The organism is Streptomyces sp. NPDC057743, from assembly GCF_042798755.1.
Taxonomy (GTDB): Bacteria; Actinomycetota; Actinomycetes; order Streptomycetales; family Streptomycetaceae; genus Streptomyces.
Window position 1 is genome coordinate 164,823 of the sequence record NZ_JBHVJX010000011.1, and the last position, 22,260, is coordinate 187,082.

Consider the following 22,260-nt stretch of genomic DNA (forward strand, 5'->3'; position numbering starts at 1 on the left):
AAGGGGACAGCGGCCACCAGATCCCACCGTCATGATCATGTGGCGCAGTCCCCGGCACTACGGCACGCCGGGCCTCGTTACCATTCGTGGACGCACATTCCGACGACCACTGACGACGACGAGGGACGGGCGAGCGCGTGGCCGATGCGGCAGGGTTCCAGGCGACTGAACGGCCGCGTGGCCGATGGCTGCGAAGGACCGTGACGCTGCTCACCGGAGTGCCCCTGCTCGTGGGGACGCTCCAGGTCACCCACGCCCCCGAGGCCCGGGCGGCCTCGCACCCGGTCAACGTGACGATCAACGCGATGTCCCCGGTCGCCCCCGGCAAGGACGACACCGTCACCGTCTCCGGCACGCTGACCAACGACACCAAGAGCGCGATCACCGACGCCCACGTCGGACTGCACCGCGGCGCGGCGCTCAACGACCGCAGCTCCATTCAGGCCGTGACCAAACGCACCGGCTATCTGCCGGGCGCCGACGGCAAGGAGATCGGCGACCACACGGAGAAGATCGACCGGCTGGACCCGGGCACCAGCCGGACCTTCACCCTCAACGTCCCGGTCAAGGACCTCGGCCTCAGCAGCGACGGGGTCTATCCGCTCGGCGTGACCCTGTCCGGGCACGGCCCGAGCGCGTCGTACGACCAGGTCCTCGGCATCGACCGGACCCTGCTGCCCTGGCAGGGCTCCGCGCCGTCGAAGAAGACCCAGCTCACCTACCTGTGGCCGCTGATCTCCACCACCCACCTCACGGCCGAGACCGGCGCCGACGCCCAGCAGACGCCGGTCTTCCGCAACGACGGCCTCGCGTCGGAGATCGCCCCCGGCGGCCGGCTCCAGAAGATGGTCGAGCTCGGGAAGAACCTCCCGGTGACCTTCGTCGTCGACCCCGACCTGCTCGCGACCGTCGAGGCGATGACCAAGCCGTACCACGTGCACGACCCGGACGGCCCGGTCGGCAAGAACCAGGCCGCCGCCAAGCAGTGGCTCAACGATCTGCAGAACGCCGTGAAGGGCCACGAGGTCGTCGCCCTGCCCTTCGGTGACCCTGACCTGGCCTCGCTGGCGCACCACGGCAAGAGCGTGCCCAGCTCGCTCGGCCACCTCGGCCCGGCCACCGAGCTCGCCTCGAAGGCCGTGGACACCATCCTCGGCGTGAAGCCGCGCACCGACTTCACCTGGCCGGTGAACGGCGCCATCGACTCCTCGATCGTCGACGTCGCCACCTCGGCCGGCGCCCACAACGTCATCACCCGTAGCGACAGCCTGCGGGACAACAACCTGCCGTACACCCCGACCGCGGCCCGGCCCATCGGTGGCGGCAACACCGCCATCGTCACCGACGCCCAGCTCTCCCGGGCCTTCGAGGGCGACATGTCGAAGTCCGGGAACGCCAGCCTGGCGATCCAGGAGTTCCTCGCCGAGGCCCAGATGATCGGCCTGGAGAACCCCGAGCAGCAGCGCAGCATCGTCGTCGCACCGCAGCGCATGCCCTCGGCGACCCAGGCCCAGGCGATGGCCGGCGCGCTGCGGAATCTGGAGCAGGCCGGCTGGGTCCAGCCGACGAAGCTGGGGGACGCGGCGAAGGCGAAGCCCGACCCGGCCGCCAACCGCCAGATCCCCGGCCGCTCCGCGTACCCGTCGGAACTGCGGCAGCAGGAGCTCCCCACCGACGCCTTCCGACAGATCGAGGACACCCAGTCCGCGCTGGACGACTTCAAGGTGGTCCTGGCCCATCCCGAGCGGGTGGTCACCCCGTTCGGCAACGCCATAATGCGCGAGATGTCGACGTCGTGGCGGGGCGATTCCAAGGGCGCCACCGCCTTCCGCACCTCGGTGCGCGACTACCTCGACGGCCTGACCAAGAAGGTCCGCCTGATCCCGAAGACCGAGGCGACGCTCTCCGGGCGTAGCGCCACGATTCCGGTGACGGTGCAGAACAACCTCCTCCAAGGCGTTCAGGGCCTGACGCTGCGGCTGACCTCGTCGCAGCCCAACCGGCTGGACGTCGGGAAGTCCCAGGAGATCAAGGTGGACGGCGGGCACAGCCAGTCGTTCAAGTTCGAGACCACGGCGAACGCCAACGGTCTCGCCTCGGTGACCGCCCAGCTCTACACCGCGGACGGCACGCCCTACGGTGAGCCCATGACGTTCCGGGTGAACGTCACCGAGATCACCGCCACTGTGATGCTCGTCATCGCCGGCGGTGTCCTGCTGCTGGTGCTCGCCGGCGTGCGGATCTACCTCCAGCGCAAGCGGGCGGCCTCCGAGCGCGCCGGGGACGAGGAGAACGGCGAGGACAACGGCGGTGCCACCGCCGATGGCGAGGGCGGCGACAGCGGCAACCCCGGCGGCGACAGCCCCGAGCAGCCGAGTGACCCCACGCCGGACACCGGTTCGGAGAAGTCCGGGCCCTCCGGCTCAGGTGAGAAAGTGGACCGTTGATAGACGACGGGGCCGGATGGCCGGCGACGGATGAGGTGGGGCAGCGATGAATGCGCCGTATGACGGTGGCCGCGGCCGGGGTTCGCACGGCGATCCCTCGGGGGCGGTCCCTCCGACGCCACCGTTGCCCGCGGACCAGGACCCCCACGTCCAGGACGCCTACCGCAACGATCCGCAGCAGGCTCCGGCCCCGGCGTCCCAGGACCCGGCCGGCGCGGCGCCGTATGGCCACCCCGCGCACCCGTCCCCCTCGGGACCGCCCGCGAATCCGCTCTACCAGCAGCCGCCCGGCCCGCAGCAGTGGCCCGCACCGGCGCAGCCGCAGGGCCCGGTCCAGGACCTGTCGCAGGGCGACCCCGACGCGACGGTGCAGTTCGCCGGCGGCGACGCGCTGATGGCCCAGGGCGCCGACGAGCGCCCCGAGCGGGACGCGTTCGCGCACCTCTTCCGGGACCAGCAGCAGCCGTACCAGCCGCCGCGCCCCGCCCCGGCTCCCGTCGCCCAGCAGGCGCCGGCAGCTCCCGGACCGGAGCCGCTGGCCCAGCAGGCCGTCGAGGAGGCCGAACCCGAGCCCGAGCCCGCCCCGGTCGCGGCGGCCGGCAAGCCGTCCGGCGGCCGCGCGTCCGGGCTGCTGAAGTCCAGCGCGGTGATGGCCGCCGGCACGATGGTGTCCCGGCTCACCGGCTTCGTCCGCTCCGCGCTGATCGTCGCGGCCCTCGGCGGCGCGGTGCTCGGCGACTCCTGGCAGGTCGCCTACCAGCTCCCGACGATGATCTTCATCCTGACCATCGGCGGCGGCCTGAACTCCGTCTTCGTCCCGCAGCTCGTCCGCGCGATGAAGGAGGACGAGGACGGCGGCGAGGCGTATGCCAACCGGCTGCTCACCCTCGTCGTCGTCGTCCTGGGCGCGCTGACGATACTCGCGGTCTTCGCCGCACCTCTGCTGGTCAAACTGGTCTCGTTCGACATCTCCCGCGACCCGGCGGCCAACGAGGTCGCGGTCGCCTTCACCCGCTACTGCGTGCCCACGATCTTCTTCATGGGCCTGCACGTCGTCATGGGCCAGATCCTCAACGCCCGCGGCCGCTTCGGCGCGATGATGTGGACCCCGGTCCTCAACAACATCGTCATGATCGCCACATTCGGCCTCTTCATCTGGGTCTACGGCACGGCGAAGACCTCCCACATCGGCGTCACCACCATTCCCGACGCCGGCATCCGACTGCTCGGCATCGGCACGCTCCTCGGCCTGGTGGTCCAGGCGCTGGCGATGATCCCGTACCTGCGCGACGCCGACTTCAAGCTCCGGCTCCGCTTCGACTGGCGCGGCCACGGCCTGGGCAAGGCCGCCAAGCTCGCCAAGTGGACGGTGCTGTTCGTCCTCGCCAACCAGGCGGGCGTGCTGGTCGTCACCCAGCTCTCCACCTGGGCCGGCAAGACCGCCGACCACCAGGGCCACCCGGGCACCGGCTTCATCTCCTACGCCAGCGCCCAGCTGATCTGGAACATGCCGCAGGCGATCATCACCGTCTCCGTCATGGCCGCACTGCTGCCCCGGCTGGCGCGCTCCGCCCACGACGGCGACACCGGCGCGGTCCGCGACGACATGTCGCAGGGCCTGCGCACCTCGGCCGTGGCCATCGTCCCGATCTCGTTCGGGTTCCTCTCCCTCGGCATCCCGCTGTGCACGCTGGTCTACGGCTCGTCCGGCGCCGGCATCCCCATGGGTTACATGCTGATGGCCTTCGGCGTGGGCCTGATCCCGTTCTCGGTGCAGTACGTCGTCCTGCGCGCCTTCTACGCGTACGAGGACACCCGCACCCCCTTCTACAACACGGTGATCGTCGCCGGCGTCAACACCGCGGCCTCCGCCCTCTGCTTCCTGGTCCTGCCCGCCCGCTGGGCCGTGGTGGGCATGGCGGCGTCCTACGGACTCGCCTACGTCATCGGCGTCGGCGTCGCCTGGCGCCGGCTGAGCAAGCGGATGGGCGGCGACCTGGACACCCCGCACGTCGTGCGAACCTACGCGCGGCTGGCCGGCGCCAGCATCCCGGCCACGATCGTTTCCGGTGCCCTGGTGTACGTGCTGATGCAGGCGCTCGGCACCGGGTTCGTCGGCTCGCTCGCCGCGCTCATCGCCGGAGCCGCCGCACTTCTGGCCGTCTTCTACCTCGCCGCCCGAAAAATGCGGATCGAGGAGCTGAACGCCCTGGTGGGCATGGTCAGGTCCAAGCTGGGACGCTGACCGGGCACAACCATCGACTGCCACCGTGTGTCGTGCATAGTGGCGGACTGTGGGCACAATTGTCTTGGCTCATTGAGCCTGCAACGGATGGGGAGGCAGGAACGACGGTGGCGGAACGGAGCACGGCTGCCGTCGACGTGGCCGACACGAGCGGCGAGGAGCCGCTGACCGCCAAGGCGGGGCGGGCCACGGACGACGGTGCACAGGCCGAGAAGGTATCCGGCAAGGAAAAGGACGCCGCACGCACCGACGAGAAGGGTGCCCAGGCAACCGATTCCAAGCCACCGGAACTCCACAGCGGTCACAAGCTGGCGAGACGTTACCGCCTCGAAGAGTGCGTCACCCGTCTGGACGGATTCAGCAGCTGGCGAGCCGTCGACGAGAAGCTCCGCCGGGCCGTCGGCGTGCACGTGCTGCCCGCCGACCACCCCCGCGCTCGTCCGGTGCTCTCCGCCGCCCGGGCCTCCGCACTCCTCGGCGATCCGCGTTTCGTGCAGGTCCTCGACGCCGTCGAGGACAGCGACCTCGTCTACGTCGTCCACGAGTGGCTGCCGGACGCCACCGAGCTGGCCACCGTCCTGGCCAACGGCCCGCTCGAACCCCACGACGCCTACCAACTCGTCAGCCAGGTCTCGCAGGCCATGACCGCCGCCCACCGCGAGGGCCTGGCCCATCTGCGACTCACCCCGAGCTCGGTGCTGCGCACCGAATCCGGGCAGTACCGCATCCGCGGCCTCGCCGTGATGGCAGCGCTCCGCGGCATCACCTGCGAACACCCGCAGCGCACCGACACCGAGGCCATCGGCGCCCTCCTGTACGCCGCCCTCACCCAGCGCTGGCCGTACGAGAACGACGCCTACGGACTCGCCGGCCTCCCCAAGGGCGTCGGACTGATCGCGCCCGACCAGGTGCGCGCGGGCATCCACCGGGGGCTGTCCGAGCTCGCCATGCGTGCGCTGGTCAACGACGGGGCCACCGCGTCCCGCCAGGAGCCGCCGTGCACCACCCCGGAGGAACTGGCCAAGGCCGTCGCGGCGATGCCGCGCATCCGTCCTCCGGAGACGGCGTTCTCGACGCCCCCGCCGTATCAGCGCACGGGATACCAGCAGGGCTCCTATGGGCAGGCGGCGGCCCGCAACGGTCAGTCCGCGCGGGCGACGCAGCCCGTCGCCGCCCCGCCGCCCCCACTCCAGAGCCGCACCGGCAAGGCGCTGAAGTGGTCCGTCTCCGCGCTGCTGATCGCGGCGCTCGGACTGGGCAGCTGGCAGCTGGCGGACACCCTGCTGAAGCGCGAGGGCGACCAGGACGCCCCCGGGAACTCGCAGAGCGCAGGCAGCGGAGCCAAGAAGCCGACCGGCAAGCCGATCAAGATCGAGGACGGCGCCGAGTACTACCCGGACGGCCAGCCGCAGCACCCCGAGCAGGCGAGGGCCACCTACGACGGAGACCCCTCGACCTTCTGGCGCAGCAAGAGCTTCCTTGAAGGCCCCGACCTGAACCCGGCCTACAAGAAGGGCGTCGGGCTGGTCTACGACCTCGGCTCGGAGCAGCAGGTGAGCAGCGCGTCGATCGGGCTGCGCTACAGCGGCAACCACACGACGGTGGCGCTCTACGCCGCCAACTCGCTCTCACCGTCCGAACCACTGAGCTCCATGCGGGAGCTCGGTACGGCCAAGACGTCGGGAAACACCGCCAAGGTCTCGCTGAAGTCACCGGCGAAGGCACGGTACGTCGTCGTGTGGATCACCGCGATGCCCTACTCGGAGGCCGACGCCGAGTCCTACAGCAAGGCCGGTTACAAGCAGGGCGTGACCGAGGTCTCCTTCACCGGCTGAGCACGCTCGCCTTTCGAGAGGGGCGTGGGTACGGGTTTCGATCGACCGACAGGTCGGACCCCTATCCACGCCCCTTCCTCCATCGAGATCGTTTCCGGTCGGCGAGGTGCCTTTCCCAGCATTTACTTTCGTCATCCGGCCGGCTTCAATGGGATCGAGATCAGGCAGCTACGGCCGGGGGGCCCGTGTCCACCGACAGCGACAAGGCTTCGACACCAACCGACGCCGATCTCCTTGCGCTGCACGTAAAGGGCGACCCCGATGCGTTCGGGGAGATCGTCCGACGTCATCGCAACCGGCTCTGGGCCGTGGCCTTACGCACCCTCGGTGATCGCGAGGAAGCCGCCGACGCCGTACAGGACGCGCTGGTCTCCGCCTATCGCGCCGCCCACACCTTCCGCGGCCAGTCGGCCGTGACGACCTGGCTGCATCGCATCACGGTCAACGCCTGCCTGGACCGGGCCCGCAAGACCGCGTCCCGACGCACCTCTCCGGTCGCCGAGACCGAGCGCCTGGAGCAGCTCCTCGAACCCGAAGAGTCCGCTGCCCTCCCGGCCGAGCGCCAGGACGTGCACCGCGAACTGCTCATCGCGCTGCGCACTCTCCCCGAGGAACAGCGCGCCGCTCTCGTCCTCGTCGATATGCAGGGGTATTCCGTCGCGGAGGCTGCCGCGATCCTCGACGTTCCGACCGGAACGGTGAAAAGCCGCTGCTCGCGTGGGCGCGCGCGCCTGCTTCCGTTGGTCACCCATCTGCGCGACGAAGGCGGGGATAGCGATCCCGAGAGCGGGGGAAGGAACCGGGCGCAGGGGACATCCGTCCCACCGACGGCAGGACCGAAGGGCACAGGTGCCGTGAAGGGCGGAGGTGGGCGAGCGTGACGTCGACGACCGGCGCGGGCGAGCACCCAGAGGTCTCTGAGATTTCCGATCTCACAGATGGGTTGCTCTCCCCCTCACGCACGGCAGACCTGCGGGATCACCTCGCTGGCTGTGGGTTGTGCGAAGACGTCTACGCCTCCCTGGAGGAAATCCGCGGGCTCCTCGGTACGTTGCCCGGCCCGACGCGGATGCCCGCCGACGTCGCCGGGCGCATCGATGCGGCACTTGCCGCTGAGGCACTGCTGGACTCCGCCGAGGGCGAGCCTGGTGTTTCACCTTCCGCTGGCACGGTTTCACGTGAAACGTCGCTCGATCCCGCTTCGGTTTCACGTGAAACATCGGCCGCGCCTCTCTCCGTTTCACGTGAAACCAGCGTGCAGGCGCCGCCATCTGCTGCCGCGGCCGCACCTCCGCCCGGGCGAGCCCGTGGTACTTCCGGGCCAGGTCGCCAGGCTCCAGGGCGACGTTCGTCACGCTCGCGACGGTGGCCTCGAATCCTGCTCGGCTCCGCGGCAGCCGCGGCGGTGCTTGGAGTCGGTGGCCTCCTTATCCAGGGCGCCGGCACCAGCGGCATCCAAGCCACCAAACCGGACGCCTCCTCTTCCTCCGGCGCAGGAGCCCCATCGGGCCTGAGCGCTGCCACACTCAGGGCGGACGTCCACAGGTTGCTCGCCGACAAAAAGGCGCACCCGGCACCGGAGATCGGCACACGAAGCTCGCCCGAGACCCCGCTCCGGGGCAAGACGGACGCCGTTCCGTCATGTGTGCGCCAGGGCATCGGCCGCACCGAGCAGCCACTGGCCTCGACCCGCAGCACCTACGAGGGCAAGGACGCCTTCCTGGTCGTGCTCCCGCACCCCGCCGACCCCAAGAGTGTCTCTGCCTACATCGTCACTGCCTCGTGTGTGTCCGCCGCTCCGCCAACTCCTGGGAAGGTTTTGCTGACCCACTCGTATCGGCGAGACTGAGCGCCGGTCTGTGCGCTGTGGCACTCCGGGAATGCTCGCCCCTTAGGATCCGTTGGGTGGGGTGAGAGTTCCGAGACCCCAGCAAGCCGTCGGCAGAGACAAGGAAGACACCCGTGAGCGACGTCCGCAACGTGATCATCATCGGCTCCGGGCCCGCGGGCTACACCGCAGCGCTCTACACCGCCCGCGCATCCCTCAAGCCCCTGGTCTTCGAAGGTGCCGTCACCGCCGGCGGCGCCCTGATGAACACCACCGACGTGGAGAACTTCCCCGGCTTCCGCGACGGCATCATGGGCCCCGACCTCATGGACAACATGCGCGCCCAGGCCGAACGCTTCGGCGCCGAACTGGTCCCTGACGACATCGTCTCCGTCGATCTGTCCGAGGAGATCAAGACCGTCACCGACACCGCCGGCACCGTGCACCGCGCCAAGGCCGTCATCGTCACCACCGGCTCCCAGCACCGCAAGCTGGGTCTGCCCCGCGAGGACGAGCTCTCCGGCCGCGGTGTCTCCTGGTGCGCTACCTGCGACGGATTCTTCTTCAAGGACCAGGACATCGCCGTGATCGGCGGCGGCGACACCGCCATGGAAGAGGCCACCTTCCTCTCCCGCTTCGCCAAGACCGTCACCGTCGTCCACCGCCGCGACACCCTCCGCGCCAGCAAGGCCATGCAGGAGCGCGCCTTCGCCGACCCGAAGATCCGTTTCGTCTGGGACAGCGAGGTCGCCGAGATCCACGGCGAGACCAAGCTCTCCGGCCTGACGCTGCGCAACGTCAAGACCGGCGAGACGTCCGAGCTTCCGGTCACCGGCCTGTTCATCGCGATCGGCCACGACCCGCGCACCGAGCTGTTCAAGGGCCAGCTGACCCTCGACGACGAGGGCTACCTCACCGTCGACTCCCCGAGCACCCGGACCAACCTGTCGGGCGTCTTCGCCGCCGGCGACGTCGTCGACCACACCTACCGCCAGGCCATCACCGCCGCCGGCACCGGCTGCTCCGCCGCCCTCGACGCCGAGCGGTTCCTCGCAGCGCTCTCTGACGGTGAGGCCACGGCCGAGCCGGAGAAGACCGCTTCCGCCTGACCCGCGCACCCCGCTTTCCACCACCCACCCAGTAAGGAGATTGCCATGGCTGGTGCCACGGTGACCGTGACGGACGCCAACTTCGAAGAGGTCGTCCTCAAGAGCGACAAGCCCGTCCTCGTGGACTTCTGGGCCACCTGGTGCGGCCCGTGCCGCCAGATCGCTCCGTCCCTGGAGGCCATTGCTGCCGAGCACGACGAGATCGTCATCGCAAAGCTGAACACCGACGAGAACCCGGCAACCACCGCCAAGTACGGCGTCATGTCGATCCCGACCATGAACGTCTACAAGGACGGCGAGGTCGTGAAGACGATCGTCGGCGCCAAGCCGAAGGCCGCCATCGAGCGTGACCTCACGGACTACCTCGCCTGAGGAACGCCCATACGTTTCACGTGAAACAGGCTCGCCCCCTCGTGGGGGCGGGCCTGTTTCACGTGAAACCGAGGCAGTGTTTCACGTGAAACACCAGATGATCTGTCTACAACGGCCTGAGCGCGGGCTCCTTTTGGACGGCACCCAGCAGCCGGTCCAGCGCTAGCTCCACGTCTTCCTTCCACGAAATCGTCGTCCGCAGTTCGAGCCGCAATCGCGGGAAGCGGGGATGAGGGCGGACCGTCTTGAAGCCGACCGCGAGGAGATGGTCGGCGGGCAACACACACGCCGGCTCGGACCAACGCGCGTCGCCGAAGGCTTCGATGGCTTTGAAGCCTCGTTGGATGAGGTCCTTGGCAACCGTCTGGACCATCACTCGCCCCAACCCCTGCCCCTGGTAACCAGGCGTCAGCCATGCCGTCAGCAGTTGCACGGCATCCGGCGATACCGGGCTGGTGGGGAAGGCCGTCGAACGCGGTACATAAGCCGGCGGGGCGTACATGACGAATCCGGCCGGCACGTCGTCGACATAGACAACGCGCCCGCAGGATCCCCACTCCAACAGAACCGCCGAGATCCAGGCTTCCTTCTCCAGTTCGGGGCGCCCCGCCTTTACCGCGGCCTCGCCACTGACGGGGTCGAGCTCCCAGAAGACGCAGGAGCGACAGCGCTTCGGGAGATCCGGAAGGTTGTCCAGCGTGAGCGGTACGAGCCGACGGCCCATGGAACCAGGTCCTCGCTTCCCTCGCCTGCCGCACCGCGCAGCGCTGTCAGCGCCGCCTGCCCCCTGAGCAGACCACCAACGAACCCTCCGAGGGCTGCGAGGCCGAACCCCGCCGCCAGTAGTCCGGTGCGGCTCACTGATCGCATGGCCCTCTCCTCGATACGAGGTCTCTCCATGTGGATGCGTGCCATACCCGATCGCATCGTATCCGCCCTTTCCGGGCGCGGGTACTGCCTGAAAGCAAAGGGCGAGCCGTGTTCCGGTATCGATGCCGGAACACGGCTCGCCCACGAGCCGCATACGTCAGCTCAGCCTTCTTCGTCGCCGCCCTCGGCCAGCGACTTCCCCAGGACACGGCCCTCGCCCGGAGCGAGTGTGCCGAGAATGCGCTCCAGGTCTTCCATCGAAGCGAATTCGACGACGATCTTTCCCTTCTTCTGGCCGAGATCGACCTTCACCCGAGTTTCGAAGCGGTCGGAAAGCCGGGTAGCAAGACCGGTGAGCGCGGGGGACACCCGAGCACCCGCCCGGGGCTTCTTGCCCTTGCCCGCGCCCTTGGGATCCGACCCCATGAGCGTCACGATCTCCTCGACCGAACGGACCGACAGCCCCTCCGCCACGATCCGTCGAGCCAGGTTGTCCTGCTCCTCCGCATCCTCCACGGACAGCAGCGCCCGCGCATGGCCCGCGGAGAGCACCCCCGCGGCGAGCCGCTTCTGCACGGACGGCGAGAGCTTCAACAACCGCAGCGTGTTGGTGACCTGCGGGCGCGACCGTCCGATCCGGTCAGCCAGCTCGTCATGCGTGCACTTGAAGTCCTGCAGCAACTGGTCGTAGGCGGCGGCCTCTTCCAGTGGGTTCAGCTGGGCACGGTGGAGATTCTCCAGAAGCGCGTCGAGTAGCAGGCGCTCGTCTTCCGTGGCCCGCACGATCGCGGGGATCTTCTCCAGACCAGCCTCGCGGCAGGCTCGCCAGCGCCGCTCGCCCATGATGAGCTCGTAGCGCCCGGACGCAGTCTGACGGACCACCACCGGCTGAAGCAGGCCCACCTCCTTGATGGAGGTGACCAGTTCGGCGAGGGCGTCCTCGTCGAAGACCTCCCGCGGCTGCCGCGGGTTCGGCCTAATCGCATCCAGGGACACCTCGGCGAAGTGGGCACCTGCCACCTCCGGCGGGACGCCGTTCTCCGCCCCGGCCGATGCTTCGGTTTCACGTGAAACACCGGGCGTCGGCAGCGAGGCCACCTTGGCGGCCGCCACCCCTCGGTCCGGGGCCAGAACCGGTGCGGACGACGGCGACGCCGCTCCCCTTCCTGCCGCAGGCCCGGAAGGATCAGAGCTCTGCGGTGCTGCGGGGATCAGCGCGCCGAGCCCACGGCCCAGCCCTCTACGTCGTTCGCTCACTGGGTCCCCTCCGAGATGCTGTGCTGTGCTTGGTAGTTCACACTCAGGCCCTGCTCTCCGGGTTGTGCCGCCCCTCGCAGCGCGATCTCTTTCGCCGCTTCGAGATACGAGAGCGCACCAGTGGAACCCGGGTCGTAGGTAAGCACCGTCTGCCCGTAGCTGGGGGCCTCCGAGATGCGTACCGAACGGGGGATGCTCGTCCGGAGCACCTCGTTGCCGAAGTGGCTACGCACCTCGTCAGCGACCTGCGAGGCCAGGCGGGTACGTCCGTCGTACATGGTGAGCAGAATCGTCGAGACGTGGAGCTTGGGGTTCAGGTGACCCCGGACCAGGTCAACGTTTCGCAGCAACTGGCCCAGCCCTTCCAGCGCGTAATACTCGCACTGGATCGGGATCAGCACCTCGGCACTGGCGACCAAGGCGTTGACGGTCAGCAGACCGAGCGACGGCGGGCAGTCGATGAGGATGTAGTCCAACGGCTGCTCATACGCCTTGATGGCGCGGTCCAGCCGGCTCTCGCGCGCCACCAGAGAGACCAACTCGATCTCGGCACCGGCCAGGTCGATGGTTGCGGGCGCGCAGAAGAGCCCCTCCACCTCCACTACCGGCTGCACGACGTCAGAGAGTGGCTTGCTCTCGACCAGCACGTCGTAGATGGACGGCACTTCGGCGTGATGGTCGATCCCCAGGGCCGTCGACGCATTGCCCTGCGGGTCAAGGTCAATCACCAGCACCCGGGCTCCGTGCAGCGCCAGCGAAGCCGCAAGGTTCACCGTGGTGGTGGTCTTGCCAACTCCGCCCTTCTGATTGGCGACCACGATGACCCGGGTCTCTTCAGGACGGGGCATCCCCTCGCCTGCGCGGCCCATTGCCCCTACCGCGAGCTGCGCTGCGCGACCTACCGGTGTGTTGTCCATCAGGGGCGGCGTTTCACGTGAAACGTCGTCCCCGAACGACTCGTTGCGGGGACCGGGGACCGGATCGGTCATCGGTCCCGCGATGTTGGCGTCGGACCGCAAGGATTCACTCTCCTCGACATCAGGCTCACGATGGTGAGAGCCTGCCATGCTTTCGGTATCGCGAACCAGTGAGGTCCGTTCTCCTGTGGATGAACCCATCCCTGTGGATACTTTCGTGACCCGTGTGGGTTTCCGGTCGTGCGGCTCGGCAGCCGCACGACCGCGGCCGATGATCCCTTGCAGCAGAGAACGACGTTTCACGTGAAACACGATGCCAGCGCCGCGTCCGATTAAGCCGCGACACTCCGTCTTGTGACTCTTTGTGGCGTCTGCGGAATTTGCCCTATCCGCTAATCCGCGGATGGCTATGCCCGCCGCCAGGAATCCGTGCCGGATTTCTCCGGCATCCCGGCATCAGCGCCGACGCCCCCTAGTCGCCCGGCTCGTACGGGCCGCCTTCGCCCGCTTGGCTGCAAAGCGCACCCCACCGGGGCTCTCGCCCACCTCGACGCGCACCACGGTCGACAGCGGATCCACCACGCCCTCACCAACGTGCACGATCGACGTATCCACCACGCCCAACTTGCTCAACGCAGCCCGGGCCGCCTTGAGTTCTTCCTCCGCGGTGTCGCCCTTGAGCGCCAGCATCTCTCCGTAAGGGCGCAACAGCGGCACCCCCCAGCCGGCCAACCGGTCGAGCGGCGCGACCGCCCGCGCGGTCACCACATGCACCTGCGGGAGCTTGCCCATGACCTCTTCGGCGCGGCCCCGCACGACGGTGACGTGGTCCAGCCCGAGCAGTTCGACGACCTCCTGAAGGAAGTTGGTCCGTCGCAGCAGCGGCTCCAGGAGTGTGATCTTGAGGTCCGGGCGCACCAGCGCCAGTGGAATACCGGGCAGCCCGGCTCCCGAACCCACGTCACACACCGAGACGCCCTCAGGGACCACCTCGGAGAGCACCGCACAGTTCAGCAGATGCCGCTCCCACAGCCGTGGCACCTCCCGCGGACCGATCAGTCCGCGCTTCACGCCCGCGTCGGCGAGCAGTTCGCCGTACCGCACGGCCTCCGGAAAGCGCTCGCCGAAAACCTCCTGCGCCGTCTTCGGCGCAGGAGGGAGCTCCGCTGATGCCTCCGTCACGGGAACCGCCCTTCCTCTGGACTGCTTTTCCTGCCGGGGTCCCGGCGTTACGACCGGGGATAACACAGAAGGCTGACAAGTTTTGGCCCCGCCTGCGAGCAGACGGGGCCAAAGAAGACCGAGCGCGAAGCGTCAGGCCGGGAGGACCACCACGCGACGCTGCGGCTCCTCGCCCTCGGACTCGCTCTGCAGTCCGGCCGCGGCCACCGCGTCGTGCACGACCTTGCGCTCGAACGGCGTCATCGGGTCGAGCTTCACCGGCTGACCGGTGCTCTTGGCCTCCGCCGCGGCGCTCGCGCCGACCTTGGCGAGCTCCTCGCGCCTACGCGCCCGGAAGCCGGCGATATCGAGCATCAGGCGGCTGCGGTCGCCGGTCTCCCGGTGCACCGCCAGCCGCGTCAGCTCCTGCAGCGCCTCCAGCACCTCACCGTCGCGGCCGACCAGCTTCTGCAGATCGCGGCTGGTCGAGTCACCCACGATCGACACCGAGGCGCGGTCCGCCTCGACGTCCATGTCGATGTCACCGTCGAGGTCCGCGATGTCCAGCAGACCCTCCAGGTAGTCGGCCGCGATCTCGCCTTCCTGCTCCAGGCGGGTCAGGGTGTCGGCGCCCTTGGTGCCAGGGGTCGTGTCCGTCACGTAAGGACTCCTTCTTACTTCTTGGACGGGTGCTTGGGGCGCTGCTGGCCCTTGCGCTGCCCGGACTTGGTGTTACGGGATCCGGAGGCGGCGCCGCCCTTGGCGGGCGTACCACCCTTCCCCTTGTCGTCCTGCGTGGCCGCGCTGTCCTGCGAAGCCGCAGCATCACCCGACGACGAGCTCGCACGCGTGCGGTTCCGCGCGGCACCGGTCGGCGCGGCGGCACCGGTCTGACGCTTGGCCTTCGTCTGCCGCTTGGGCTGCTGACGGTTCTGACGCGCCTCCTCTGCGGCCTTCTTCGCCTCGATCTCGGCGGGGCTCTCCACCAGCTTGCCGCTGGCGCGCAGCCGCTCCTGGCGCTCGGTGAACGCCTTGCTGCCCGGGGTGGGGTTGCGGCGGATGACGTACATCTGCTGACCCATGGTCCACACGTTGGTGGTCAGCCAGTAGACGAGAACACCGACCGGGAAGTTGATGCCGAAGACGGCGAACATGACCGGGAAGACGTACATCAGCATCTTCTGCTGCTGCATGAACGGCGTCTTCACCGTCAGGTCGACGTTCTTCGTCATCAGCTGGCGCTGGGTGTAGAACTGCGACGCCGACATCAGGACGATCATGATGACTGTGACCACGCGGACGTCGGTCACCGAGGCGCCCAGGGCCTGGATCTTCGAGGCGCTGTCCATGAACTTCGCCGCGAGCGGCGCACCGAAGATGTGCGCCTTCTGCGCGCTCGCCAACAGCGCCGGGTCGATGACGCCGACGGTCTTGTTCTGCGCGATGTGGCTGAGGACCTGGTACAGGGAGATGAAGAACGGGGACTGCGCCAGGATCGGGAGACAGCTCGAAAGCGGGTTGGTACCCGACTCCTTGTAGAGCTTCATCATCTCTTCGGACTGGCGCTGCTTGTCGCTCTTGTAACGCTCCTGGATCGCCTTCATCTTCGGCTGGAGCGCCTGCATGTTCCGCGTCGCCTTGATCTGCTTCACGAAGAGCGGGATCAGGCAGATGCGGATCAGCACCACCAGCGAGACGATGGACAGGCCCCAAGCCGCGCCACTGTTCGGATCGAAGATCAGGCTGAAGAACGAGTGGAACTGGACGATGATCCAGGAAACTGCGTAATAAAGGGGTTTGAGGATCGTGTCCACGAATCAGGCTCCTTGGGCGTTGGGCTGAGTCTCGGGCTGGGCGACAGGCTCAGGGACGGCAGGCCCGCCCAGGCGGCTCCTCAGCCGCTGATGCCAAACCGGACGCTTCCGGGGAGGGACGTGGTCGACGCCACCGAGCGACCACGGATTGCACCGCAGGATGCGCCAAGCGGTCAGCGCAGTCCCCTTCACCGCGCCGTGTCGATCGATGGCGGTGTAGCCATAGTGCGAACACGACGGGTAGTACTTGCAGACCGGGCCCAACAGCGGGCTGATGGTCCACTGGTAGATCTTGATCAAAAGCAGCAGCGGGTACTTCACTGTGCGCTCCCTCCCGGGTCCCGTCCGGGAGCCCGGGGGCCTACGGCGTCGCCGGTTGCGGCCCCGATGGGATTGCTGCCTTTCGGCGCCCCTCCCAGCAGCCGCTGGAGAGCAGCGTCCAGGTCGCGGGCCAGCTGGTCGTACTCCGCCGCGCCCGCGCCGGGCAGGGCCCGTACGACAACCAGGCTACCGGCGGGCAGCCGGTCCAGCCGGTCGCGCATGAGATGGCGAAGTCTCCGCTTGACCTTGTTGCGGACGACCGCAATGCCAATGGCCTTGCTGACGACGAAACCCGCACGCGTCGGGGGGACAGTTCCCCCCGCTGCGTGCGGGTCCGTTACGCCGCTACGACAGTGCACGACGAGGAGCGGGCGCCCGGCCCTGCGTCCCCGGCGTACCGCGGTCGCGAAGTCCTCGCGCCGCCTCAGCCGATGTTCGGTAGGCAGCACGTCATGGACCTAGGTCGGGCTGCTCAGGCGGACAGGCGGGCGCGACCCTTGCTGCGGCGCGACGCGAGGATCGCGCGGCCGGCACGGGTCCGCATGCGCAGACGGAAGCCGTGGGTCTTCGCGCGACGGCGGTTGTTCGGCTGGAAGGTGCGCTTGCTCACTCGGGGGCTCCAGAAATCTTGCTGTCTCGGAAGGACAGATGTGTGGGGCGTCGACTGGCTGTCACCGTGCGCCCACGAGTAGCTCGCCACGCCCAAGTGCACCGCTACACGATCACGAGAGCGCGATCTTTGCCCATCGGAGGCAGGCGGCAGCAGCCATCGACAACTCGACCTGTGCACGGTACGCGGGGCTACGCCATCCGGTCAAACCAGCTCCGTGACAGCGCGGAGGGCCTCGGCCAGGACACACTATGCACAGCCTGTGGACAACAACTTGAATCCCCAGGCCCGCCCTGACTACCGTGGCTGAACTTCATTTCCTTCCCGCCCGTCCTGAGAATCACACATTCGTGGGACTGTGAGAGAGCGTGCCCTGTGGCTGATGTACCTGCCGATCTTGCCGCAGTGTGGCCACGTGTACTCGATCACCTCTTGCGGGCCGACGCCGACGGCCTGAAGCCCAAGGACCAGGACTGGCTCAAGCGGACCCAGCCCCTGGCGCTGGTCGCGGACACCGCACTGCTCGCCGTGCCCAACGAGTTCGCCAAGGGCGTCCTCGAAGGACGGCTGGCGCCGCTGATCGGGGAAGCGCTCAGCCACGAATGCGGGCGGTCGATCCGGATCGCGATCACCGTTGACGACTCCTCGGAAGAGCCCGCGCCCCAGCCGCCCTCGCCTCCGCAGCAGCACACCCAGCACCAGCCGGCGCAGCATCAGCAGGCCCACCACCAGCCGGCGCAGCACGACGCGTACGACGGCTACGACGGGCGGCGCGACTCCCGGCAGGGCTACGGACACCAGGGCGACGACCTGCCCAGCGTCCGGCCCGCGTACCCGGATTACCCGCAGCCGCGGCACGAGCCCGGGGCGTGGCCCCAGCACGCCGCCACCGACGCGGTCGGGCCGCGCGAGGAGTACGGCTGGCAGCAGCAGCCCCTGGGCGGCTACCCCGACCGCGAGACCTCCACGGAGCAGTGGCGCGAGCCGTACGGCGCCCCGCCGCCCGCCCATCTCCAGCAGCACCAGAACGACTACCGCTCGCAGGGTCCCGACCGCAGCGGACCGCGCCCCTCGGACGGCTCGCGCCCGGGGTACGAGCAGCAGCGGCACGATCTTCCCGACTTCCCCCCGCCCGGCCCTGGTGGCCGGCCCGGCGCTCCCGGTTCCTCTTTGCCGGCGCCCAGCGGTGCACCCAGTCCGCTCGCCGCGCAGCCGGCACCGGCGACCGGTCCCGGCGAGCCGACCGCGCGGCTGAACCCCAAGTACCTCTTCGACACCTTCGTCATCGGTGCCTCCAACCGTTTCGCGCACGCCGCGGCGGTCGCGGTCGCCGAGGCGCCGGCCAAGGCGTACAACCCCCTCTTCATCTATGGGGAGTCGGGCCTGGGCAAGACCCACCTGCTGCACGCCATCGGGCACTACGCCCGCAGCCTCTACCCCGGCACCCGGGTGCGGTACGTGAGCTCAGAGGAGTTCACCAACGAGTTCATCAACTCCATCCGGGACGGCAAGGCGGACGCGTTCCGCAAGCGCTACCGGGACATGGACATCCTGCTCGTCGACGACATCCAGTTCCTGGCGAGCAAGGAGTCGACGCAGGAGGAGTTCTTCCACACCTTCAACACCCTGCACAACGCGAACAAGCAGATCGTGCTCTCCAGTGACCGGCCGCCGAAGCAGCTGGTCACCCTGGAAGACCGGTTGCGCAACCGCTTCGAGTGGGGCCTGATCACCGACGTACAGCCGCCGGAGTTGGAGACCCGGATCGCGATCCTCCGCAAGAAGGCGGTGCAGGAGCAGCTGAACGCGCCGCCGGAGGTGCTGGAGTTCATCGCGTCCCGAATCTCGCGCAACATCCGCGAGTTGGAGGGCGCGCTGATCCGGGTCACCGCGTTCGCGTCGCTCAACCGTCAGCCGGTGGACCTCGGGCTCACCGAGATCGTGCTGAAGGACCTGATCCCCGGGGGCGAGGACACCGCGCCGGAGATCACCGCGACCGCGATCATGGCGTCGACCGCGGACTACTTCGGGCTCACCGTGGACGATCTGTGTGGATCCTCGCGCAGCCGGGTGCTGGTGACGGCCCGCCAGATCGCGATGTACCTGTGCCGGGAGCTCACCGACCTCTCGCTGCCGAAGATCGGCGCACAGTTCGGCGGCCGCGACCACACGACGGTGATGCACGCCGATCGCAAGATCCGCGCGCTGATGGCCGAGCGGCGCTCCATCTACAACCAGGTCACCGAGCTGACCAACCGCATCAAGAACGGCTGACGGGCGGTCACCGCCGGCCGCGACCGCCACCAGGGCGCTCCGGGATCCGCTCCCGGGGCGCCCTTCGTCGTGCGCGGGGCAGGGGAGGGAGACGACGTCCCGTGCCGTCGTCTGTGCCGTCGGCGGGGCCCGCGGGACGGTCACGGAGGGGCGTTCCGGGGTGGTGGACGGGCCGGTCGGTGGGTTCTGTGAGCCGTCGGTCGTCGTCCCAAACCTGTGGAGCGCGCCGGCGCTGTTCGATTCCGGGCCTGGTCACGGCCTCTCTCCACAGATTGGGCAAGAATCTTCCGTCCACAGCCTGGGGAGAGGAAAGTTATCCCTGTGGGATCCACAGGCTGGTCTGCTGACGGGCCATCGGACGAGGTCAGCCGCATGTGGAATTGTGGCCAAACGAAATCCACAGCCTGTGGACAGAGTTTTCGTCCACAGGCGTCGCGCGAGCTTGTCCACTGGCCGCCCACAGGTAGAGCGGGGTTGTCCCCAGTGATCCCCAGCTTCTCCACACCGCTGTCCACTGTTCGGCAACGCAACACCCGCCCTCACCGCGCCGAGTGAAAGCGGTCACACCAAGGTGCGGGGTTGGGCTGTGGGGAACGGGGGTAAAGCTGGGGATGGCACTGGGGAGAAGTGCCTCGGCCCTGTGCATGGGGTGTGCAGAACTTCACGTGGTCCACAGCCGAGGCCGCTTATCCACGGCCGCCGCCCACAGGCGCGGTGGACAAAAAATCGGCGCTGACCTGCACAAAGTCAGTTGTCCACGGTTTCCACAGGGCCTACTACTACGACCACGGGTATCTACCGGGGAATTCGCTTCGAAACGGGCCCTGTGCACAACTCGGCCCGAGAGCCCGTCGCTCCGGTCGAGTCGACTTGACCCCGAGCCGCACCGACTGTCGCTGGTGTGCGTCAGACTGGTCTCCGGCAACTCAGCCGACGACGAAGAGCCAGCAGGGCGAGAGCCAGCAACAGCAGGAGGCGGTTTCCGGTGAAGATCCGGGTGGAGCGCGATGTACTCGCGGAGGCAGTGGCCTGGGCGGCCAAGAGCCTCCCGGCCCGTCCGCCGGTGCCCGTCCTCGCGGGCCTGCTCCTGAAGGCGGACGACGGCGCGCTGAGCCTGTCCGGCTTCGACTACGAGGTCTCCGCGCGGGTCTCGGTGGATGCCGAGGTGGAAGAGGAGGGCACCGTCCTCGTCTCCGGCCGGCTGCTCGCCGACATCTGCCGTGCGCTCCCCAACCGCCCGGTGGAGATTTCCACCGACGGTGTACGAGTGACCGTGGTCTGCGGCTCCTCCCGCTTCACCCTCCACACCCTGCCTGTGGAGGAGTACCCGTCCCTGCCGACGATGCCCACCGCCACCGGCACCGTCCCCGGTGAGGTCTTCGCCGCGGCCGCCGCCCAGGTGGCCATCGCCGCCGGCCGCGACGACACCCTGCCGGTGCTGACCGGTGTGCGGATCGAGATCGAGGGCGACACCGTCACCCTCGCCTCCACCGACCGCTACCGCTTCGCGGTCCGCGAGTTCCTGTGGAAGCCGGAGAGCCCGGACGCCTCCGCGGTCGCCCTGGTGCCCGCCAAGACCCTGTTGGACACCGCCAAGTCCCTGAGCGGCGGCGACTCCGTCACCCTGGCGCTGTCCGGTTCCGGGCAGGGCGAGGGCCTGATCGGTTTCGAGGGCGCCGGCCGCCGGACCACGACCCGTCTGCTTGAGGGCGACCTGCCGAAGTACCGGACGCTCTTCCCGACCGAGTTCAACTCCGTCGCCGTGATCGAGACCGCCCCGTTCGTCGAGGCCGTCAAGCGCGTGGCGCTGGTCGCCGAGCGGAACACCCCGGTGCGGCTGAGCTTCGAGCAGGGCGTGCTGATCCTGGAGGCCGGCTCCAGCGACGATGCACAGGCTGTGGAAAGGGTCGACGCCGACCTGGAGGGCGACGACATCTCGATCGCCTTCAACCCGGGCTTCCTCCTGGAGGGCCTGTCGGCCATCGACTCCCCCGTGGCCCAGCTGTCCTTCACCACCTCGACCAAGCCCGCGCTGCTCAGCGGCCGCCCGGCCAAGGACGCCGAGGCCGACGACGCGTACAAGTACCTGATCATGCCCGTCCGCCTCTCGGGCTGACGCGGGCGATCGACCTCGTACCGACCGGGCCCCGGCCATCCGCCGGGGCCCTTGCGGCGACTGGCTGACGGCCTCCTGATGAGCGGCTGAGCCCACAGCTGTGCACGGGGTCCCGGGCGTAGGCTCGGACTCGGGTACGAACAGCAACGACTATGTGCAAAGAGGGTCTCTGATGGAGCTCGGTCTCGTCGGTCTCGGCAAGATGGGCGGCAACATGCGCGAGCGCATTCGCCGCGCTGGCCACACCGTCATCGGATACGACCGCAACCCGGACCTGGCCGATGTGGACAGCCTCAAGGGGCTTGTGGACAGGCTCCAGGGTCCGCGGGTGGTCTGGGTCATGGTCCCGGCCGGCGCCGCCACCCAGGCGACGATCGACGAGCTGGCCGAGCTGCTCTCGCCCGGCGACCTCGTCGTGGACGGCGGCAACTCCCGCTGGACCGACGACGAGAAGCACGCCGAGGAGCTGGCGGCCAAGGGCATCGGCTTCGTGGACTGCGGCGTCTCCGGCGGCGTCTGGGGCCTGGAGAACGGCTACGCGCTGATGTACGGCGGCGACAAGGAGAACGTCGCCAAGGTGCAGCCGATCTTCGACGCCCTCAAGCCCGAGGGCGAGTTCGGCTCCGTGCACGCCGGCAAGGTGGGCGCGGGCCACTTCGCGAAGATGGTCCACAACGGCATCGAGTACGCGATGATGCAGGCCTACGCCGAGGGCTGGGAGCTGCTGGAGAAGGTCGACTCCGTGGACAACGTCCGCGAGATCTTCCGCTCTTGGCAGGAGGGCACGGTCATCCGTTCCTGGCTGCTGGACCTGGCGGTCAACGCCCTCGACGACGACGAGCACCTGGAGAAGCTGCGCGGTTACGCCGCCGACTCCGGTGAGGGCCGCTGGACGGTCGAGGCCGCGATCGACAACGCCGTGCCGCTGCCGGCGATCACCGCGTCGCTCTTCGCCCGCTTCGCGTCCCGTCAGGACGACTCGCCGCAGATGAAGATGATCGCCGCGCTGCGCAACCAGTTCGGTGGCCACGCGGTCGAGAGCAAGTAGTAAGCACCACCAGCACAGCAGCCGGGGGAGGTCGGC

18 protein-coding genes and 1 pseudogene are annotated in these 22,260 nt (G+C 68.7%); 10 read left to right on the plus strand and 9 right to left on the minus strand.

Translation table 11 applies throughout. The annotated features are described in order from the left end of the window. Positions 1-200 precede the first annotated feature (200 nt). The 7 genes from ACFVFQ_RS15165 to trxA all read left to right on the plus strand — a co-directional run bounded on the left by ACFVFQ_RS15165 (position 201) and on the right by trxA (position 9,836). On the plus strand, positions 201-2,447 hold the full coding sequence (locus ACFVFQ_RS15165; RefSeq protein ID WP_383414796.1) for a DUF6049 family protein: 2,247 nt from the start codon (positions 201-203) through the stop codon (positions 2,445-2,447). Between the two features lie 46 nt (positions 2,448-2,493). After that, positions 2,494-4,692 (plus strand): murein biosynthesis integral membrane protein MurJ, encoded by a 2,199-nt coding sequence (gene murJ, locus ACFVFQ_RS15170; protein ID WP_383414799.1) that lies wholly within the window; start codon positions 2,494-2,496, stop codon positions 4,690-4,692. A gap of 107 nt (positions 4,693-4,799) precedes the next feature. After that, on the plus strand, positions 4,800-6,527 hold the full coding sequence (locus ACFVFQ_RS15175) for a serine/threonine protein kinase (RefSeq protein WP_383414802.1): 1,728 nt from the start codon (positions 4,800-4,802) through the stop codon (positions 6,525-6,527). A 185-nt stretch (positions 6,528-6,712) separates the two neighbouring features. Continuing rightward, entirely contained in the window at positions 6,713-7,408 is a 696-nt protein-coding gene (gene sigM / locus ACFVFQ_RS15180) for an RNA polymerase sigma factor SigM (RefSeq protein WP_383414805.1), read from the plus strand. Continuing rightward, complete coding sequence (locus ACFVFQ_RS15185; protein WP_383414808.1) at positions 7,405-8,376, plus strand: hypothetical protein; 972 nt, start codon at positions 7,405-7,407, stop codon at positions 8,374-8,376. The genes sigM and ACFVFQ_RS15185 overlap by 4 nt, the downstream gene beginning before the upstream one ends. Before the next feature lie 113 nt (positions 8,377-8,489). Continuing rightward, positions 8,490-9,464 carry a thioredoxin-disulfide reductase gene (gene trxB, locus ACFVFQ_RS15190; protein ID WP_383414811.1) on the plus strand — a complete coding sequence of 325 codons (975 nt, stop codon included), beginning with the start codon at positions 8,490-8,492 and terminating at the stop codon, positions 9,462-9,464. A 45-nt stretch (positions 9,465-9,509) separates the two neighbouring features. After that, on the plus strand, positions 9,510-9,836 hold the full coding sequence (gene trxA / locus ACFVFQ_RS15195; RefSeq protein ID WP_383414814.1) for a thioredoxin: 327 nt from the start codon (positions 9,510-9,512) through the stop codon (positions 9,834-9,836). 106 nt (positions 9,837-9,942) lie between these two features. On the opposite strand, the gene ACFVFQ_RS15200 is transcribed toward trxA, so the two are convergent. From ACFVFQ_RS15200 to rpmH, 9 genes and pseudogenes are all read right to left on the minus strand, one after another. Continuing rightward, positions 9,943-10,560 (minus strand): GNAT family N-acetyltransferase, encoded by a 618-nt coding sequence (locus ACFVFQ_RS15200; protein ID WP_383414817.1) that lies wholly within the window; start codon positions 10,558-10,560, stop codon positions 9,943-9,945. A gap of 308 nt (positions 10,561-10,868) precedes the next feature. Beyond that, complete coding sequence (locus ACFVFQ_RS15205) at positions 10,869-11,963, minus strand: ParB/RepB/Spo0J family partition protein (protein ID WP_383414821.1); 1,095 nt, start codon at positions 11,961-11,963, stop codon at positions 10,869-10,871. Beyond that, a complete protein-coding gene (locus ACFVFQ_RS15210; protein ID WP_383415038.1) occupies positions 11,960-13,030 on the minus strand; it encodes a ParA family protein in 1,071 nt (356 codons plus the stop codon). Before ACFVFQ_RS15210 ends, ACFVFQ_RS15205 begins: the two co-directional genes overlap by 4 nt. Positions 13,031-13,336: 306 nt before the next feature. Then, positions 13,337-14,062, minus strand: coding sequence for a 16S rRNA (guanine(527)-N(7))-methyltransferase RsmG (rsmG, locus tag ACFVFQ_RS15215; RefSeq protein ID WP_383414824.1), 726 nt, complete (start codon positions 14,060-14,062; stop codon positions 13,337-13,339). 132 nt (positions 14,063-14,194) lie between these two features. After that, positions 14,195-14,701 (minus strand): protein jag, encoded by a 507-nt coding sequence (locus tag ACFVFQ_RS15220; protein ID WP_383414827.1) that lies wholly within the window; start codon positions 14,699-14,701, stop codon positions 14,195-14,197. Between the two features lie 14 nt (positions 14,702-14,715). Beyond that, positions 14,716-15,855 (minus strand): membrane protein insertase YidC, encoded by a 1,140-nt coding sequence (yidC, locus tag ACFVFQ_RS15225; protein WP_383414830.1) that lies wholly within the window; start codon positions 15,853-15,855, stop codon positions 14,716-14,718. Between the two features lie 3 nt (positions 15,856-15,858). Next, positions 15,859-16,176, minus strand: coding sequence for a membrane protein insertion efficiency factor YidD (yidD, locus tag ACFVFQ_RS15230; RefSeq protein WP_248012778.1), 318 nt, complete (start codon positions 16,174-16,176; stop codon positions 15,859-15,861). A gap of 80 nt (positions 16,177-16,256) precedes the next feature. Next, a pseudogene (rnpA, locus tag ACFVFQ_RS15235) lies at positions 16,257-16,625 on the minus strand (ribonuclease P protein component); the annotation flags it as partial. A gap of 23 nt (positions 16,626-16,648) precedes the next feature. After that, positions 16,649-16,786: a 50S ribosomal protein L34 gene (rpmH, locus tag ACFVFQ_RS15240; RefSeq protein WP_003956500.1), complete on the minus strand. Its 138-nt coding sequence runs from the start codon at positions 16,784-16,786 to the stop codon at positions 16,649-16,651. 375 nt (positions 16,787-17,161) lie between these two features. On the opposite strand from rpmH, the gene dnaA reads away from it, so the two are divergent. The 3 genes from dnaA (at position 17,162) to gnd (ending at position 22,224) form a co-directional block, all read left to right on the plus strand. After that, on the plus strand, positions 17,162-19,060 hold the full coding sequence (gene dnaA / locus ACFVFQ_RS15245; RefSeq protein ID WP_383414834.1) for a chromosomal replication initiator protein DnaA: 1,899 nt from the start codon (positions 17,162-17,164) through the stop codon (positions 19,058-19,060). Between the two features lie 985 nt (positions 19,061-20,045). Further along, positions 20,046-21,176 (plus strand): DNA polymerase III subunit beta, encoded by a 1,131-nt coding sequence (gene dnaN, locus ACFVFQ_RS15250; protein ID WP_383414837.1) that lies wholly within the window; start codon positions 20,046-20,048, stop codon positions 21,174-21,176. Between the two features lie 172 nt (positions 21,177-21,348). Beyond that, complete coding sequence (gene gnd / locus ACFVFQ_RS15255; RefSeq protein WP_383414840.1) at positions 21,349-22,224, plus strand: phosphogluconate dehydrogenase (NAD(+)-dependent, decarboxylating); 876 nt, start codon at positions 21,349-21,351, stop codon at positions 22,222-22,224. The last annotated feature ends 36 nt before the right edge of the window (positions 22,225-22,260 follow it).

Coding starts and splice junctions, on each gene's coding strand:
- ACFVFQ_RS15210 (WP_383415038.1), bottom strand. CDS start 13,030: ATGGCAGGCTCTCACCATCGTGAGCCTGATGTCGAGGAGAGTGAATCC.
- trxA (WP_383414814.1), top strand. CDS start 9,510: ATGGCTGGTGCCACGGTGACCGTGACGGACGCCAACTTCGAAGAGGTC.
- murJ (WP_383414799.1), top strand. CDS start 2,494: ATGAATGCGCCGTATGACGGTGGCCGCGGCCGGGGTTCGCACGGCGAT.
- ACFVFQ_RS15200 (WP_383414817.1), bottom strand. CDS start 10,560: ATGGGCCGTCGGCTCGTACCGCTCACGCTGGACAACCTTCCGGATCTC.
- gnd (WP_383414840.1), top strand. CDS start 21,349: ATGGAGCTCGGTCTCGTCGGTCTCGGCAAGATGGGCGGCAACATGCGC.